Annotated in this window: 14 protein-coding genes; 6 read left to right on the forward strand and 8 right to left on the reverse strand. The window is 38.9% G+C overall.

Going from position 1 to position 18386, the window contains the following annotated elements; genetic code table 11:
- The first annotated feature begins 10 nt into the window (after positions 1-10).
- The 5 genes from ACM46_RS01730 (at position 11) to ACM46_RS01750 (ending at position 8716) form a co-directional block, all read left to right on the forward strand.
- Positions 11-4975 (forward strand): T9SS type A sorting domain-containing protein, encoded by a 4965-nt coding sequence (locus ACM46_RS01730; RefSeq protein ID WP_048504889.1) that lies wholly within the window; start codon positions 11-13, stop codon positions 4973-4975.
- Positions 4976-5310: 335 nt separating this feature from the next.
- Positions 5311-5979, forward strand: coding sequence for a carbonic anhydrase (locus ACM46_RS01735; RefSeq protein WP_048504890.1), 669 nt, complete (start codon positions 5311-5313; stop codon positions 5977-5979).
- Positions 5980-6000: 21 nt separating this feature from the next.
- Positions 6001-6300, forward strand: a complete 300-nt coding sequence (locus ACM46_RS01740; RefSeq protein WP_048504891.1) for a hypothetical protein — start codon at positions 6001-6003, stop codon at positions 6298-6300.
- Positions 6301-6442: 142 nt separating this feature from the next.
- The gene (locus ACM46_RS01745; RefSeq protein WP_048504892.1) at positions 6443-8035 is read left to right on the forward strand and encodes a SulP family inorganic anion transporter; all 1593 of its coding nucleotides are present in this window, start codon (positions 6443-6445) and stop codon (positions 8033-8035) included.
- Between the two features lie 45 nt (positions 8036-8080).
- Entirely contained in the window at positions 8081-8716 is a 636-nt protein-coding gene (locus tag ACM46_RS01750; RefSeq protein WP_048504893.1) for a carbonic anhydrase, read from the forward strand.
- A gap of 193 nt (positions 8717-8909) precedes the next feature.
- Here the strand turns inward: ACM46_RS01750 and ACM46_RS01755 are convergent, their stop codons facing one another.
- Genes ACM46_RS01755 through ACM46_RS01765 form a run of 3 tightly spaced genes read right to left on the reverse strand, consistent with a single transcriptional unit; the run spans position 8910 to position 12967 of the window.
- Positions 8910-11438 carry a TonB-dependent receptor gene (locus tag ACM46_RS01755; protein ID WP_048504894.1) on the reverse strand — a complete coding sequence of 843 codons (2529 nt, stop codon included), beginning with the start codon at positions 11436-11438 and terminating at the stop codon, positions 8910-8912.
- Positions 11423-12382, reverse strand: coding sequence for a FecR family protein (locus ACM46_RS01760; protein ID WP_048504895.1), 960 nt, complete (start codon positions 12380-12382; stop codon positions 11423-11425). Before ACM46_RS01760 ends, ACM46_RS01755 begins: the two co-directional genes overlap by 16 nt.
- 9 nt (positions 12383-12391) lie before the next feature.
- Entirely contained in the window at positions 12392-12967 is a 576-nt protein-coding gene (locus ACM46_RS01765) for an RNA polymerase sigma-70 factor (RefSeq protein ID WP_048504896.1), read from the reverse strand.
- Between the two features lie 175 nt (positions 12968-13142).
- Here ACM46_RS01765 and ACM46_RS01770 point away from each other — a divergent pair, with 175 nt between their 5' ends.
- Complete coding sequence (locus tag ACM46_RS01770; protein ID WP_048504897.1) at positions 13143-13760, forward strand: hypothetical protein; 618 nt, start codon at positions 13143-13145, stop codon at positions 13758-13760.
- Positions 13761-14106: 346 nt separating this feature from the next.
- Here the strand turns inward: ACM46_RS01770 and pth are convergent, their stop codons facing one another.
- The 5 genes from pth to ACM46_RS01795 form a co-directional block, all read right to left on the reverse strand.
- Positions 14107-14670, reverse strand: coding sequence for an aminoacyl-tRNA hydrolase (gene pth, locus ACM46_RS01775; RefSeq protein WP_048504898.1), 564 nt, complete (start codon positions 14668-14670; stop codon positions 14107-14109).
- Between the two features lie 86 nt (positions 14671-14756).
- A complete protein-coding gene (locus tag ACM46_RS01780) occupies positions 14757-15623 on the reverse strand; it encodes a hypothetical protein (RefSeq protein WP_241485950.1) in 867 nt (288 codons plus the stop codon).
- A gap of 164 nt (positions 15624-15787) precedes the next feature.
- Entirely contained in the window at positions 15788-16663 is an 876-nt protein-coding gene (locus ACM46_RS01785) for a hypothetical protein (RefSeq protein WP_048504900.1), read from the reverse strand.
- 153 nt (positions 16664-16816) lie between these two features.
- Positions 16817-17560, reverse strand: a complete 744-nt coding sequence (locus tag ACM46_RS01790; protein WP_048504901.1) for a hypothetical protein — start codon at positions 17558-17560, stop codon at positions 16817-16819.
- A gap of 8 nt (positions 17561-17568) precedes the next feature.
- The gene (locus tag ACM46_RS01795; protein WP_048504902.1) at positions 17569-18384 is read right to left on the reverse strand and encodes a hypothetical protein; all 816 of its coding nucleotides are present in this window, start codon (positions 18382-18384) and stop codon (positions 17569-17571) included.
- Positions 18385-18386: the final 2 nt, after the last annotated feature.

An 18386-nucleotide genomic window follows, 5' to 3' on the forward strand; every position in this document is an offset into this window, starting at 1 on the left:
TTCTATACGTATGAAAAAAAAATCGACATTGAAGATTTTTGCTGCAGTCTTTTGTATTGCATCGACTCATGCTTTTTCGGAAACCATACCGATTCCGAAATCTAATGAGAAACCCGGAAGGACCGGATTTAAAATGCCTACACCACCCGGTGTTTATGATCTGGATCCTCTGATTGTCATTTCACAAAATGTGAACGAAAAAGGATTGGTTGTGATGAACGGACAGCTTTCCAAACCTTTCACCAACAGCAACATCCTTCTCTCCATCAAGTATCAGAATGCACAGGGAGAATGGATTACAGGATGGTGCAAAACACTGTACTCTTATAACCAGTACAACGAAATTTTAAATGCTAATTTTGAACTTCCGGCTTCTGTAAACTCCTCCTACAATCTGAAGGTGGAATTAAGCTCAGACTCCGGAACAGCCAATTTCAGCAGCGTAGTCTGGGGAAAGACAGTGAACCACTACAAACAGGGAGATTATTCCATTGGAAACTGTGAACTGGATGAAAATGAATATACGATGCTTTTAACCCCTAAAAAAGCAGGAACCCTGATTACAGACCTCAACGGAAAAGCAACAGGAATTAAAGACAGGGTAACCTCAGCCCATTCCTGGAACAAACTGAGTAATGTTTTAATGGACAATAAGAAAAATGATGTTGTTTTTTCCCCAACCAATCCGTCAGATATTATTACAGAGTCCAATGATACCAAATCTGTAAAACTGGCCAATACCGGAGCAATTGCCAGCACGCTTGGTTCTACTCCCGAATTTATCTACAATGAAGCAGCCGGGCACCCGATTCCTTATCTGTACAGCTATGATGATCCGGTGTATATGTTTGCCGGTAAATTCTCAGCCAATGGTTTCTTCGTGAAATTCAGCCAGTGGCCGGGAGAGCCAGACGGTCCGGGCTATTTCAATTTCAAGGATCCGGCCCGTTTGGAAAGCAGGTATTTCAATCTTTATAACAGAACATGGAAAGCCTTATCTGAATTTGTTCCGGATCAGCAGCCTTTAGTAATTGTATCAAGTCTTGCTACAGGTTTAAGAGCTTATAAAAGTGACGGTACCTATATTGATTTAAACCCCAACACGACCAGTAATTACGGAGGTCCTTATTTTGGATATACCAATACTCAGGGAATTCGAAGAGGTCCCGGATCTGAAAATCTGATTATTTCCGATACTTCTGAAATGACACTTTATGGCGTGGGAGCATTAAGAAATGATGTGAATACCTCTTATGAAACCAAAAGATCATTACAGGACATTGAACGGGAAATTTCCAAATTCATTAAATATACCGGAGTTTTCGGAAACTCTACAGCTTATAAAAATGAATCATCGGAATGTTCTGTTAACTGTTACACGATCAATCCGGGAGCGCAGCCCACTCTTGTCACAGACTGGACCAAAGCTCCGAACAGTTACATTTTCACTGGAAAAGATAAAAACGGAAGCCCGGTAGACGGCTTATATATTCCCGTAAAAAAAGCTTACGAAATGTGGGCGAAAGGCGGTGAATTCATGAAAAACGATAACGGAGATTACACCAAAATTCCGGACGGCACCGCTAAAGCAGGACTTTACTGGGAAGATGAACCGGGTCTTATAAAATCTGTTACTCTGGAGGGAACGGGTGAAAATGCCAGAATCAAGGTACTCGTTAATAAAATAAAAGAAGGAAATGCTGTGGTATCTTACAAAGTAAACGATCAGATTTACTGGACCTGGCATGTATGGGCTACCGATGATCCAAGTATTAACGGAAGCACTTATCATCACGGTTTTGAAAAAGATAAAGAAGGAAATCTAGTGACCAACTGGAAGTGGATGGACAGAAACCTGGGAGCCACCAATGCCAGTTTTGTAGGAAACGACTGGCACAAATCTGCGGGACTTCAGTATCAATGGGGCAGAAAAGATCCTTTTCCATCGTTTGGACTTAAAGATTTAAGCCTTTATCCAATCAATGGTGAGATCAATTTATCTTATACTGATCCTGCTTTCCAGTCTAAATTCATTAAAGTAAGAGGAAATAAATACTCTGCTCAGCTTAATACGGGAACAGACACCCCGAACGGAAACGTAAGATTTTCTATACAAAACCCGATCAGTTTTATTGCAACTCCGATATTTGTTGCTAAAAAAGGAGAAGCCTTACTCAATGACGGGGAAGACTTTTTAAAACAGAATGATAACAACAGCTGGACTCAGGTGGGGATTACCAACTGGTTTTCAAAACAGAAGTATAAAAAGTACAATCCTCCTTATCGTGAAAATATAGCTGCGTGGGATTTATGGGGAGACACCCGCCAGGGTAATTATTCGGATATAGATGACGCTGCGGTAGGAGAAGCCAGTGCCAGATATGCCATGAAATCGCCATATGACCCGTGTCCTTGTAACTGGAGAGTTCCTTCAAGCTATTTTTCAGGAGGAAGAAATTCCAGTACACCTATGCCGAATGAAAACAGATACAGTCCGTGGGGAAAACATACCGGAAACACTGTTGATCCGGAATTCAATGCCACTGCTTTAAATGCTGATTATCCGGGGATCAAAGTCTATCCACAGTTTGGATTTGATTTTTCAGGCGTTTCAGGAATGAATCTGGGTAAATTCCCTATTAACGGAAATTACGAATCCTATCCGAACGGAACCAGTCCTTTAAAATACGGAACAGGATGGATAACTCCGGTGATTAATTTCCAGGATCAGAGTGCAGACGGCGGTTTACTGACTTCTACATTTATGACAGCTACAGAAGTGATCAATCAGGTAAGATATCCTTCTTTCGGAGCAGCAGGACTGACTTTAATTTCAGATCCATTGAGCGGCAGCAAACCAAGACCGGGATGGCATAGATTCTCAACCAGCGCTTACACCGGAAACGGAGGCGTACGTTGTATATATGATCCTAACAGTGCTTTTATGCCGAAAGCGTTTGAAACTGAATTTGTAGCTTCATCTCCTGAAACTTATTCTACCGAAACTATAAAATCATGGACGAAATTACCTAACAGCTACGTAGAATATACCAATCCGGCTTTAGTAACTCCTAATCCGAACGGAAACAAAGTGGATCCTAACAAAGACAATGACAGGATTATTGAAATTCCGTTAAGAAAGGCCTATGCCATGCACAAACTGCATTTAAGCACCGACTTTTCTTTCCCGGCAGAGAGCACAAAATCTTCATCGGTAGTCTGGACCAACAATACGAATCTGATCCAAAAGATGGAGATCATAGATGGTTCTATAGATACTGCTGTATTAAAAGTTACTCTTAATCCGAACGCTACAGGAAATGCCGTAGTTGCACTCCATGTAGGCAGCGGCACCTGGACGGCCAACAAGCACAACGATCCTGTGCTTTGGAGCTGGCATATCTGGGCACCGAGATCTGTCATCGAAACCTATACTTTTGATCCGGAAAATGCTGCAAATGGCGGAGTTATTCCTGCCAATGATCAATTTGTAGATCCTATGACGAGTGCAGGAGTTCCTATGAAAACTACTTTTATGGACAGGGATTTAGGAGCCAAGCTTCCTTTTATTAACGAACATATTTACGGATACAATACATCTGCCTACACAGGGCCGCTGGGATCTTACAATAACAACAACCCTGCTGCAGTGGCAAGATTGGATCAAATGCGCGACAGCGGAGGCCTTCACTTCCAATGGGGAAGAAAAGATCCTCTACCTGTATTCTATAATCCCGGAATGTTCTATAACCACGTCGTGAGCGGTAAAAGACCATTCAATGACTATTTTGTATACAGACAGAACAATCCTGCCAATGCTACTACAGGAGTTATTCCTTATGCAGGTAATATGCTGGAACCTGAATATTTAACCAATTATACCCAGCCATACAATACCTATTCTGCAACGGCCAATGTTTCTGCCTCTGACTCAAAGGCTGATAAACTGAAGAAAGTCGTTAAATATTCGGTAACCAATCCGCTGAGCTATTTATATCAGTCTGATACGGCAAAAACGGACTGGGTTTCGGATGAGAATGGCAATATGCCGGAAAGATGGGGCCATGCTACAGAAAAGTCGGCCTATGACCCTTGTCCTGCAGGCTGGAGAATTGTAGATATGGAAAGTGTTTCTACAGGTGTTATCCTGGGGAATCTTATTTCAAAAGGAAATACGCCGTGGTTCTATAATGCAAAATTCACGAATTCTTATGGATTGGATCCGGGTAAAGACAACACTTATGTGAACAATGAATCTTATGATATCAATAAGCCGAATTATGTAGGTAGCTTTGTGTATGGAAATGCTTCAGGAATTGGTTCATTCAGATATGGATTTGTTTTAACGAAACCGGAATACAATATCGGAACTTTCCCGAATAACGGAATAAGAGGATTCAATGGCGGAAATACTCTGGATGCTTCCAAACTGGGAGGTAACCCTGATACGTTTATGAAATCCGGAATCTGGACTTCTGCGAATCAGGGAGGTGCCGGATCTTCTCTGGGTATGTTATTTAATGCCGTGATTACGCAAACCGTAGGAGCAACTGACAAGTTGTATTACTTAACACCCACTTTCGGATTCCGTCCGCAGGCTGCTATGTCCTGCCGTTGTGCAGAAATAAAGTACGATGCCAGCGGAAACGAAATCGGAAGATATGAGCCTTTTGCCATTCCGGTTCCTAAGAATGCTTTGGCTAAAGCAAACAATGTTCTTTCAAAATCGGTAATCGAGGAGAAAGTAGCTCAGAACAAACTTGAGTTCTTCCCTAATCCGGTGAAAAACATGCTTTATATCAAAGGAAATGATAAGGCTAAAGAGTATTACTATCAGGTTTACAATCTATCCGGACAGCTGGTAAAATCAGGGAAATTTGAAAATGAGCGCACCGATCTCTCTTCTTTAATTTCCGGAGCTTATCTGGTAAGAATCAACAATTCTGAAACAGTAGTGAAAATTATTAAAGAATAATTTTTATATAATGTAAAATTTAAACCGTCTCAAAACTGAGGCGGTTTTTTTTGCAGAATTAAGAATATTTTAATCTTCAATTTTATTTTTTTCGTTTATAGTTTGTAATTTTAGATAGAGTTTTAGAGTTTGAATTATCAATTTTTCAAATAAATTATCCGGAATTGGGCTGTATAGGGCCATTTAAACATGATTTTAAGCATATTTTAATATTAAATATTGTTAAAAGTGATTGGCTTTTCCGTAAAAATTATATTTTTGCATGATTATTGATTTAATCTATTGAATTTGAAAATAATTTAAACGAAATAAATAATTATATATCTTTTAAAATTATGTCACAATCGTACGAAGTTATTTTTGAAAACAATAGAAAATGGGTAGAATCTAAAATCGCACAGGATCCGGAATTCTTCCATGAACTTTCAAAAACTCAAAACCCTGATTATCTGTACATCGGATGTTCAGACAGCAGGGCCACAGCAGAAGAAATCATGGGTGCAAAACCGGGCGAAGTCTTTGTTCACAGAAACATTGCGAATGTGGTGAATACTTTGGATATGAGTTCAACAGCGGTCATTCAGTATGCTGTAGAACACCTTAAAGTAAAACACATTGTAGTTTGCGGACATTACAACTGCGGTGGCGTAAAAGCTGCGATGACTCCTCAGGATCTGGGATTACTGAATCCCTGGCTGAGAAACATCCGCGACGTTTACAGATTACACCAGGCTGAGCTGGATTCTATAGAAGATGAGGGAAAACGTTATGACAGACTTGTAGAACTGAATGTTCAGGAGCAGTGCATCAACGTGATCAAAATGGCCTGCGTACAGGAAAGATACATCACTGATGAATATCCTATTGTACATGGCTGGGTATTTGACCTGAGAACAGGTAAGATCATAGATTTGGATATTGATTTCGAGCAGATTTTGAAAGACATCCAAAAAATCTACAACCTTACAAGTTCTGATTGGGTAATGAGCAGAAAAACACATTAGTTTTTCTAAAATAAATAAGAGATGAAATTCTGGAGTATTATTGTATTGACTTTTTTCCTGAACTTTACAGCGCTGCCTAGCATTGCTGCTGTTGCGGGCTGGGATCTGGTAAGAACCAATATAATAGTCAATGAAGAGGAACCCCATTCTCACCCATCATCCTTTATCGTGTACGAAAAGACACTACCGAAACCTTTAGATGTATTCGATTATGTCAAGTTTTCCGAACCTGATCTTCAGGGGGTTACTTTTGAGCTGATAGATGATTCCTTTCATCTGTCTCCTTTACTTACCATATTTTCTCCGCCTCCGGAAGCCTAGTTTTTAAGTATAGTTAGATTTTTTTAATAGTATTCATGTCAGAACTGATATCGGATACGTGTGCTTTAAAACTAAATTTCCAATCTTTTATAACTGATGCTCTGAATGCAGATCAGCCGGTTATACTATTTTTCAAAACATTATGAAAAAAACATCATTCGTAGGAGGAATCAAGGAGAATTTCCCTTCCGGACTCGTTGTATTCTTAGTAGCGCTTCCCCTATGTCTTGGGATCGCTTTAGCATCTGGTGCACCACCATTGTCCGGTATTATCGCCGGTATTGTAGGAGGTCTTGTTGTAGGATCTATCAGTAATTCAAATATATCGGTATCTGGTCCTGCTGCAGGACTTACTGCCATTGTTTTAACCGCTATTACAGACTTGGGAGCTTTTGAGCTTTTCCTTTGTGCAGGTATTATTGCGGGACTTATTCAATTGGTTTTAGGATTTATCAGAGCCGGAAGTATATCCAATTATTTCCCGAACAACGTTATTGAGGGAATGCTTGCCGCCATCGGTATCATTATTATTTTAAAACAAATTCCTCATGCCATGGGGTTCGATAAGGATTACGAAGGGCATGAATCTATATTTGACAATGGTATTAATTTCGGATACTTCACAGAACTATTCGGAGCTATACATGTTGGAGCCATCGTAGTAACGCTGGTTTCGGTAGCCATTCTTATTGCATGGGATAAAATTCCAACGCTAAAAAGAATGAAAATGCTTCCCGGAGCATTGGTAGCCGTAGTAGCAGGAATACTTCTGAATGAATTATTCAAACTATCCGGAAGCTCACTGGCCATTGGTACACAGCATTTGGTTTCACTACCCGTTCCTAAGTCATTGGATGATTTCAAAAATCTTGTTACGATGCCTGATTTTGGAGGATTCACCAATCCTAAGGTTTGGATTGTAGGAGCTACAATAGCCATTGTAGCTTCTATTGAAACCCTGCTTTGTATTGAAGCATCAGACAGACTGGACACCCAGAGAAGAATTACCGATACCAACCTTGAGCTTAAAGCACAGGGAATCGGAAATCTGATCAGCTCATTTATCGGAGGGCTTCCTATGACTTCCGTAGTAGTAAGAAGTTCTGCCAATGCCAACGCAGGGGCAACTTCAAAACTTTCTGCGATGATTCATGGTGTACTTTTGCTGGTATGTGTACTTACTATTCCGTTTATATTAAACTTAATTCCGCTTGCCACCCTTGCCGCAGTACTGATTCTGGTTGGATATAAACTGGCAAAACCTGCCACATTCAAGCATTTCTGGCATTTGGGTAAATTCCAGTTTATTCCGTTCGTTGCAACTGTTGTGGCTGTTGTGGCTACAGACCTTCTGAAAGGAGTAGGTATTGGTCTTGCGATCTCGGTATTCTATATCCTTCAGGGAAATATGAAACGGGCATATTATCTGAGCAGAGAAAAGCTGGATGATGCAGACGGAATTACTATTAAGCTTGCCGAAGAAGTTTCTTTCTTAAACAAGGCTGCTATTAAAAAGACCTTAAAAAACATAAAATCTAACTCATCCGTAACCATTGATGCGAGAGGAACTTCGTATATTGCAACGGATGTACTGGAAATGATTCAGGATTTTGCCAATATCAGAGCAAAAGAAGAGGATATTAATGTGGAACTATTAGGCTTCAAAACTTCATACAAAGACTATGAAAGAGATGAAGACTCTCACATCCTGATCACCCACAGAAGAGCAATGTAAGCTCATGACAATAATTATTAATTTTAAAAAGAACAAAACAATCATATGAAAGCACATACACACGAAACTCAATCTACCATTACTCCTGAGAAGGCATTAGATTTTCTGAAAGACGGTAACCAAAGATTTGTTAATAATCTGAAAGCCAACAGAGATCTTTTGGAACAAGTGAACGCAACGCGTGAAGGTCAATGGCCTTTTGCTGTAGTTTTAAGCTGTATAGACAGCCGTACTTCTGCAGAACTTATCTTTGATCAGGGGCTGGGAGATATTTTCAGTATCAGAATTGCCGGTAATTTTATCAATCAGGACATTTTAGGTTCCATGGAATTTGGCTGTAACGTAGCAGGCTCCAAGCTTGTTGTTGTTTTAGGACACACTAAATGCGGTGCATTAAAAGGAGGTCTTGATGCAGCACAGATCCAGGGAATGGGAATGGATAACCTGAACCATTTGATTAATCATTTCGACCCGATCATCAATGAAATTATTGAAGAAGGAGAAGAACGTTCATCAAAAAACGGTGCTCTTTTGGAAAGACTGAATCAGCAAAACGTAAAAAGTGCCATCGAAGATATCCGCCTACAGAGCTCAACACTTAAAAAGCTTGAAGACGAAGGTAAGATTAAAATCGTCGGAGCCAATTATGATGTTGAAACCGGAGTTGTAACCTGGTTGTAAGCAATACAATTTGCACATTTTTATTACACATACATAAAAAATCATGTTATAGTTAGATTGGAAACTGATTTTTTAAAGCACAAAAGAAGACCATCGGAAAATCCGATGGTCTTTATTTTTGAGTAACAGGCCAATCAATAACTATGCTTTTCAACCATAGATTAAAGCACACACAATCATTCACAAAAGAATCTTAAAATCTGAAAGAATAGCTAATATAGGGCAAAAACTTAATGGATTTGGTTTGATATATCCGAGATCTATTATCTTCGGTTTCTGTATTAACGAATAACGGAGCAGGATTGCCAATCACATTATTCATCCCAAAGCGCAGCACTCCCTGCCTGCCGGACCGGTATATTTTTGAATAGGCCGCTCCCAGATCAAGGTTATAATTATCTGAAAGTTTATAATTATTGGGTTCCCGATCATACCCAACAAAATTTTCTACCCTTTTTTTACCACCCAGCCCGTCACTAATATCTTCAAGCGCATACTGTGCTACAGTGATATATCTTCCCGTACTATAATTAAATACACCTGAGATACTCCATCTTTCACCCAGATCAGCTGTTACCATACAGCTTACCTGATTTCTTAAATCGGTCGGGGCTTTGAACGGTTTTCCTTCATTGATCTGCGCAGATGAATACATCGTTTTACTAAGGGTATAATTAGCCTGTAATGTCAGCCAATTTAATTTTTGTTTATATTCTATTTCTAAACCTTTACTATACCCTTTACCGGAAATGATCCTGTCCGGCCAAGGGGCAGTTTCATCAATGGGCATATAGTTTTCATCCAGCCTGTACATTAAAATATTGTTGAAATTCTTACGGTACAATTCAATACTGATCCCTGCTTTAGAAGAAAATGAATGCCGGTAGCCCAATTCAAAAATTACAGACTCTTCAGGTGGCAGATCCTTATTGCTGGGTGCACGAAATTCATTGGGTACAGATATGCCGCTCAAACTGATCTGATGATAAAACTGAGCCATAAAGGAGTAGCCGGCAAAAAATCTGCCGGAGGCATTCAGATCATAAGAAATTGCGGTACGCGGCTGAAAAGAATGATAGGTTTTATTTTTTACAACAAACGATGTGTAATGTAGACCTGCCTTCAATTTCAATTTATCCGAGAGGCTGATATCATTATCCGAATAAAACTTTAAGTGCACCGATTTCTGTGTTTCTACATTCGGTACAGGTTCAGAATAAAATTCTGATGCGGCGGCACTGAATCTTGTAAAATTTACCCTAAAGCCAATAAAACTCTGCAGGTTGTTATTCCACTGATAGGTTAAATCATTATCAATGCCTACATCGGTAATCCTGTTGAACTGTTTAGTGTCTGTTGTCCCGCCATCTTCTACAACGTTGCTGTAATGACTTAATAATAATGTGCTGTTCTGAAAAAGCCTGCTGTTATGAACCTTGTTCCATCGGACAGAAATCAGCTTGTTACCCCAATTGAGTGAAAAAGCCAGACGGTTTTCATCGGACAGCCCTAAACTAAACCGATCGCTGCCCAAATAAGAGGAAAGATAGACCCTGCTGGTTGAATCAATTCTATAATTCAGCTTAACGTTTACATCATAAAGATAATATTTAAAGTCTGAAGATCCTTTATCCAGAAGGCCAATAAGGCCATCAATCCAGCTCCGGCGTGCACTTGCGATAAAAGAAACCTTGTCTTTTACGATTGGTCCTTCAAACATAACCGAATTGGTAAGAAGTCCCAGGTTCGCAGCTCCGTGATATTCACGCATATTACCTTCTTTTGTTCTGACATCTATTACGGATGACAGCCTGCCTTCATAACGTGATGGAAAAGAGCCTTTATAAAAATCGATATGCTTAACTATATCTGTATTAAAAATTGACAGGAGCCCTGTAAAATGATTATAGTTATATACAGGGGCGCCATCCAGCAAAACCAGGTTTTGATCTGAAGTTCCACCCCTGACATTCATGCTGCCACTAGCCATACTCCCCGAAACACCTGCCCTAAGGTGTATTGCTTTTAATGGGTCCTGCTGCCCCAGGATGAAAGGCAGTCCGGAGGCTTCTTTCAAATTTACTGCATGCGGATCCTTAAACTGGTTTTGCCTGCCCAATATCTTTATCTCAGCCAATTTTATTTCCCCTTTTAAATGGAAATCATGCACTTTATCACCTTTTAGGTTAATGGTGTCAATCTGCGGCGGATAACCGATATGACTAGCCTCAATAATATAAGTGCCCGGTTTCAGATCCATACTGTAAAAACCATAATCATTTGCTCTGACAGTCAAATTATTAAGTGGAGATTTTAAAGTTGCATAAGGAAGCGCTTCAAGACTGTTGTCCATATATACAAAACCGCTGAGTTTAAAATTTTGGTTAGGCTTTAGCTGAATGGGATACAGTAAAATTTTATTTCCAAGGTCTTCAAAATTCACCCGTTCTTTAGCCAAGAGTATGGGCAGTAAGGAGGACATTTTGTACCTTCCTTTTTTCATTTTAATTTTTAATGTTAATCTAAGCTGGTTACTGCTGTAGGATAAAGGGATGCCCTGCGCCGCAATTTCGGAAAGATACCCTCCGAGCGTTCCATTTTCGTTTGTAATGTTGACTTCTTTATTTAGCAGACCTTCTTTTACCTGTGCAAACAGGCAGCTGAAGCAGCAAACAATCAGCAGGGAACATAATATGGTAAGTTTGATTATTTTTTTTCGCATATCACTCCGGATACGGTTACCTTTGTGCCAGAAAGTTGATAAGTAAAACCAAAAATACGGCTCATTTCTTCGAGTACTTTGTTAAGAGGCTGACGATCAAACTGTGATGTTAATAAGCATGAACCTTTATAGCCATCCTCAACAACTATTGAAACATGATAATAATCTTCCAGCGTAGTAAAGACCTTCTGTAAAGGCACATCTTTAAAATTGAGTTTTCCGCTTTTCCAGGCAAGGTAATTTTCGTTGGCCGACTCCTTTAGTATGGTACCATTGGAAATAGAAACGGCCTGATTGGCGCTCAAAATGGCAGATTGACCACTCTGTTCATCCTTTACGGACACTTTTCCACTGTTTACATATACATGCTGAGCTTTTCCATAATTTTTAACAAGAAAAGTAGTTCCTAAAACCTGGACCAGCAATTGATTTGACTTCACCTTAAAAGGTTTTCCCGCATCATGTTTTACTTCAAAATAAGCTTCTCCGGCAAGCTCAATTTCGCGGTTTGATGAAAAATATCTTGGATAGGTTATTTCGGAGTTACCGTTAAGTGTAACTATTGAGCCATCATGAAGTGAAACTTTTTTAATTTCGTTGGCCAGTGTATTCACAGTTACTGAACTGTTGAAATAATACAGTAATCCTGAAACCATTATCAAAACTATTGATGCAGCAGCAATCCAATAATTAGACTGCTTTTTCCTCACATTGCCTTTTTCTGTTAAAGCTGAACCTATCTGTTGTTCTGTTTTCTCCCAAGCCTTATCCACAGGAAATAATTGAGGACTGGTGATCTCATGGGTATCCGCCCAAAGAATTTTCAAGGCCACATATTCTTCACGATGGTCTACAATCCATTTTTCCAGAACTAATTCCTGTTCTTCGGTAGTTTCGTTGGCAAAATGTCTGGCCAGCAATATATTTATTTGTTCTGTATCCATGTTATTATCTCATTTATAAAACGCATTATCTACAAAACCCCCTACGTATTCATATAAAATATAAAGCATAAACAAAACGAAATATAGTGGGTTCCTGTCAATAAAATCCCGCATATGTTTAATGGCCTTGCCCATTTGGTTTTCAACCGTTTTTATAGATATGCCCAGATGTTCTGCAATTTCAGCATATTTTAATTTCCCAATGCGGCTGAGCTTAAAAACTTCAGCACATTTTGGCGAAAGATCCTCAAAAGCTTTTTCGAGAAGTAAGGATATATCTTCCCCATTATGCTCTTTGTTAGTATCTTCAATACTTTCAAAATTGTGTTCATCAATAGGAACAAATCTGATATTATTTTTTTGACGGAGCATAGAAATACTCTTGTTCCGTACAGCGGCAAAAAGATAGTTCCGCATAGCCTGATCGTTTGGTATTTCTTTTTTTAGCTCCCAAAAGCGGATCAGTACCTCTTGTACCACATCCTCACTCTCATCCCGGTCAGAAAGATATTTAAAAGCGTGGTTACAAAGCGGCTGATAATATTTGTAAAAGAGCGCTTTGAAATTCTGTATCTCTTTTTCCATATTTTAACAGATGCAACAAAGCTACATTTTATAATATAGAAAGATAATTAATATTTCAATGACATTTTAATTTTTTTAGAGATGGCATAGGGGTATTTATTTTTTGTGCGTATTTAAAGAGAAACCAGCTAACAAAATGCTGGAGAATTTAGCAAAAAAAATAAATATTTAAAAAATGAAAAAGTCAATTATTATTATCGCAACCGGTTTAATGTTCTCAGCTACAGTAAAAGCGCAGACGGGCAAACATGAAATACGTATTACCGGTTATAGCGAAGGCAGTTCCATAAGAATAAAGGATGATGTTTCAGACGGTTTTGCAAGAGCACTTGCATCCGCATTAGTGCCTGGCTTAGATATCTATGTTCAAAAAGACTACAAACTGTATGGCTTTTTTGGTCTGGGCTACCGCAATCAAATTACAGAACGTATTAAAGTTGGAGGTGATTTGGGGTATATGAAATCAGAGCAAACATTCGGCCCAAAAACAGCCACTACGAGCAATACCGATGATATTAAAAAAACACGGCATATGTTTATCGCCATGCCTGTAGTGGAATATTCTTATATCAAAACCCCTTGGTTGAATTTTTATGGTTCGGCAGCTGCAGGCATTAACTTTACTTCATCAACAGAGCGTAAAAACCGCCAGACCGAAAAAGACAACAAAGTAGGCTTCGCTTACCAGGTAAGTCCTGCGGGGTTAAGGGTCGGCAAGAAATTGGCAGGATTTGTTGAAGTTGGATATGGGAATAAGGGGATTGTTACCGCAGGTATCAGTTATGGATTCTGATAGAAAGATAACAGATTAAAAATATGGAACGTTTATTAAAGTTAGTTTTTCTATTTGGCTTTATTGCTTCTTTTTTCTTTGGTAAGAAAGACAATGACGAAAAAAAGTAACTTTCCTCAGGAAAGTCCATAATATACTATCATCCATTAAAAATACAAAACAATTATATATTGATTAACCTGAGTCGGGGTCTGAAGCCTGAAGAGGAAAATTATAAAAATCAAAAGGCAGAAATGCAGTCGAATTTTATTCTTTCTACTGTTCAATACATTAAAGGGTAACTATTTAATAGTACATTCTATATTCCAGCCTTTTACTATTTACTTCTTAACCCCGGCTCATATTTTTACTTCCCATTAAATGCGGACATGGTATTTCCAATTCCGGCAAAAACAAAAGACAGGCTGGCTTTAGCAAACTTTTCAATCCGTTCTCCAAGTTTTTCAGATTCTTCTTCATTCCATGTTCCCAATACATAATCTGCCTGGCGGCCTTCAGAAAAGTCTGCAGAAATTCCGAAACGGAGCCTGGCGTAATTTTGGGTGTTTAACATTTCATTGATGCTTTTCAGTCCGTTGTGACCTGCATCAGAGCCTTTCATTTTCATTCTCAGGGTACCGAACGGTAAGGCAAGATCATCGGTAATAATGAGTACGTTTTCCAAAGGAATATTTTCTTTCTGCATCCAGAATCTCACGGCATTTCCGGAAAGATTCATATAGGTATCCGGCTTCAGTATAAAAACCTTTCTTCCTTTATGCTTTCCTTCTGCCATCCATCCGAAATTTGTAGTATTGAATGATGCTTCAAGGGTTTCCGCTATTTTTTCAGCAACTTTGAATCCTATATTGTGACGTGTATTTTCATATTCGGGGCCTTTGTTTCCGAGGCCGACAATTAAATATTTCATTTAGAAATTTTTTGCAAAATTAAGGGATAAAAAATAAAAAAGCCCAATCTTATTCAGATTGAGCCGGTATATTTAAAATATTCTTATTAGAAAGGTTTATAAATATAATTAATACCAAATCCTTTTCTCATATAGGTCTGAGGATCGTAGTTATAATTTGTTGTTCTTATAACCGGAACAGGAATCGGAGGTACAAGATCTGTTACAGATGCTTTTTTAGGATTGTTCGGTGATAAGATATGGCTTTCTCTGTCATTGGCTTCCGTAGATAGAAGTCTTGAAATTTTATAGGCCGTTGGAAGCAGTGTAAACGGACTGATCTGAGTATCATACTCATAGAAGTCGTAACCCAGTCTTGTGATAGGTCTTCCAAATACTCCATTATTATAAGGGCCATATTCTCTTACAACTTTAGAAACATTATCTCCTAAATACGTATACTCTGTCTTAGAGTAATCTGTAAATGCGAAATTAGTTCCTGCAACATCAGGTCCGTTTTGCATAAGGATGGAATTCATCTTAGCTGTAGAAGCATCATATCCTAAGGTATAAAGGGATTTTGCTTTTCTAAGAAGCGCCATTGGACCAGGTGTAGTAGCCGGAGGTACCGGTGGCGGTCTTCTGAACACCGAACGGTTTTCAGAAATTGTGGTAAGCCTGCCCCCTGGACCATAAGTAAACAGCTGAGTATAAGAAATACTGTCTGTATCTATTGTTCCGTCTCCATCCAGATCCAGGAAACCGTTAAAAGTAATCTGGCTCACTTTATCTCCACTGTAAGAGAGATCCGTAACGGATTTCTTAGGAGTCAGGACTCTTGTCATCAAAAGTCCGCTGTAGTGATATTCTGCGATTGTATCTTTGTCTGTAATTTCTCTGTATAATCCTCTAGGCCCTATTAAGCCTCCGGTATCATTAAGATCCAATAGAGGATCCCCATCTTCGTCCAACATATTTTTGCAGGAATGTATTGAAGATAACCCTGCTATTAATAAAATAAAGTAGAAAAGTTGTTTCATTTCCAGGTAATTGTTTATTTTTTGACAAATATAACTTTTTTCTGAACAAAAGTTATGTTTTTATTTATATTCCAATAAAACCGATAATCAAATATGGTTTATAACGTTCTGTATGTATATTTTAGTATCTGATCTTTATCCGAAACAGGATAATTGAAAGCATCATACACATACGTCATCGGAGTGTTTACTCCCGGCGCCGGAGAAGGAGGCATTACAAATAACGATGTAGGGTTGTTCGGAGAAATTCTGTAGAAATTTTCAGGACGCGCCAGACTCCATGCCGTAAAAAACGATTTTGGAATCGTAGAAAAAGGATTGATTTTGGAATCATAGTTCTGGAAGCTGTATACCGTCAGCTTTGCTGTAGCGAGATTAGGATCTCCGGTTGCCGTAAGGGTTCCTTTGGTGCTTTCCACTTTGAAAATATTATCTCCGTTATAGGTAAAAGTATTTTCCGTGAACAGGCTGTATGCCGTATTTCCGGCTACTTTTCTTTTCTCAAGAATTTTCGTCAGTTTTTTTCCTGATGCATCATAGGTGAAAATATAATCACTTACATAGGAGTCCAATGCTGTAGCAGCTGTAGCAGTACAGGTAGCACTGTAAACATTTCCTTTACTGTCTTCACTTACACTGAAGTCATAGGACATACTTCCGCCAATACTGCCCAGAAATTTTATTTTCCCTATTTTATTGTTGATATAAGTTACAGTTCCTGTATAGTAATTGTTGGTATTTCCATCTCTCAGCATTCCCTTCTGGAAAGCTGTTCCATTCATTGTATACTCTTCCTGAACATTGTTGTTCAGTGTAATTTTTTCGATAACCCTGGCTGGCGGCGGCGTTGTATTTCCATTGTTTCCACCATTATTAGCACTCGGTTCAAATTGGTCTGAAGAAGAATTGTCACATGAAACCAGAAGTCCGAAAAACACTCCGGTAATGACTTTAAAAAGGTAGTTTTTTCCCATGAAAAAATATTTTAGTGAGTTCACAAATATAATTCATTTTTTTGATGAAAACATTCATTTATTAAACAAATCAACAACGATCTATATCTTTTTTCAAAAAAAACCTAAAAACATGGAGTTTTTAGGTCTTTTAATATGATTATCCTATGAAAATTAATATGGCTGCAATACGGAGGTCGTTAAAACAGACTGGGACATTTCGCTGTTTAAGAAGGTTGTATTCACAGCTGTACCTATTCCCAGGGTTCCTGAGTTAAGATTTCTTTTGGTACACGCCATCTTTACCGTATAATTATTTTGTGGAGTAAGATTGGTAAGTGTAGCATTCAGATTAAAGATTTTATAACTTCCTTCCGAACCTATCAGAACGTCCGTTCTTACTGCTCTGAGTGTATTGTTTACAAAAACCCCGCAGGCAAAACCTGAGGAAGAGTTTCCATTTCCTGTTTTCTGTGCTGTTGTCTGAAAAGTAAACACTACTTTATTCACACCATTGGTAATTGAAAAAGTATCGTTGGTTCCGGGCAGTACCGTCCAGTCACTCGTAAGAGCTGTTCCTTCTGTGTAAGGATTTGTAGAGCCATTTGGTGAGGAAAATACCGCACCGGTCTGGTCCGCAACCGTATTCAGTGAAAATACAGACATACTTCCCTGCCCGTCCGCTATTTTAATACCCTTCCAGTCATTCGCCGTAAGCTCAGAATTATTGTGAAGAATAGTTCCTGCAGTACCCGCCGAACCTTTAAGAAGGTTGGTTCCTCCTGTTCTTACTTCTTTTCTTACATTCACATCTCCGTTTACATCAAGAATATTAACAGGACTGGGCGTATTTATTCCGACCTGGGCACTTGCAAAAGCAGCCAGTAAAAGAGATTTTATAATAATTATTTTTTTCATGACCTGGTTTAATTGATGATAGGATTGAATACCTGAGGAATTTCGTATACATCTACTTTAAGAGAAGACTGTGCTATGAAATCATTAATATTGGTGGCCGCATTAATTCCTACGGCAAGTACCACATCATTGGCTGTTCTGTAAGATCCCAACCTTGAGCAGGCCACACTTACCATATGTGATCCTTTGGAAAGGTTGGAGACCACTCCAATCTGATTATGTGTAATGAAGGTACTGGTAGCACTACTGGCTTTCAGGTTTCTCTGTCTTAAATTCACCAGTTTGTCATCTACAAAAATCCCGCAGGCATAGTCTATAGAAATATCCGTTGTTCCATTAGCAGGAAGATTAGCCTGTACCACCGTTTCAAACTGAAAATACGTTTTACTTTCTCCACTGTATACACTGATTGGCTGTGACAAACCTGCAATTTTCTTAAACCCCGGAAGGCTGGAAATATCAGCACCTTTTGTAAAAGCTGCACTTTTAGAAGTAATAGAGGACTGCTCAGTGCTGGTGAACTTCACTCCCGCTCTGTCTGAAAAGGAATTATTGAATATCAGATAAAATTTGTTCGGCTCGTATTCCGGAATACGAAGACTTTTCCAGATGGGTGGATAACCTTCTCCCTGAGAAACCAGAATCTGATCATTATTCCCCTGAGAAAGGGTATTATCCGAAGTGTTCAGAACCACAATTTTATTTCTTAAATTAACATCTCCATTGACATCCAGCCTGGCTTTTGGCGAATCGGTGCCTATTCCCACCTGGCCAGAAAGAGACAGTCCTGCCATAAGAAACAGGATTGATATACTATTTTTCATCA

The organism is Chryseobacterium angstadtii (assembly GCF_001045465.1).
Lineage (GTDB): Bacteria > Bacteroidota > Bacteroidia > Flavobacteriales > Weeksellaceae > Chryseobacterium > Chryseobacterium angstadtii.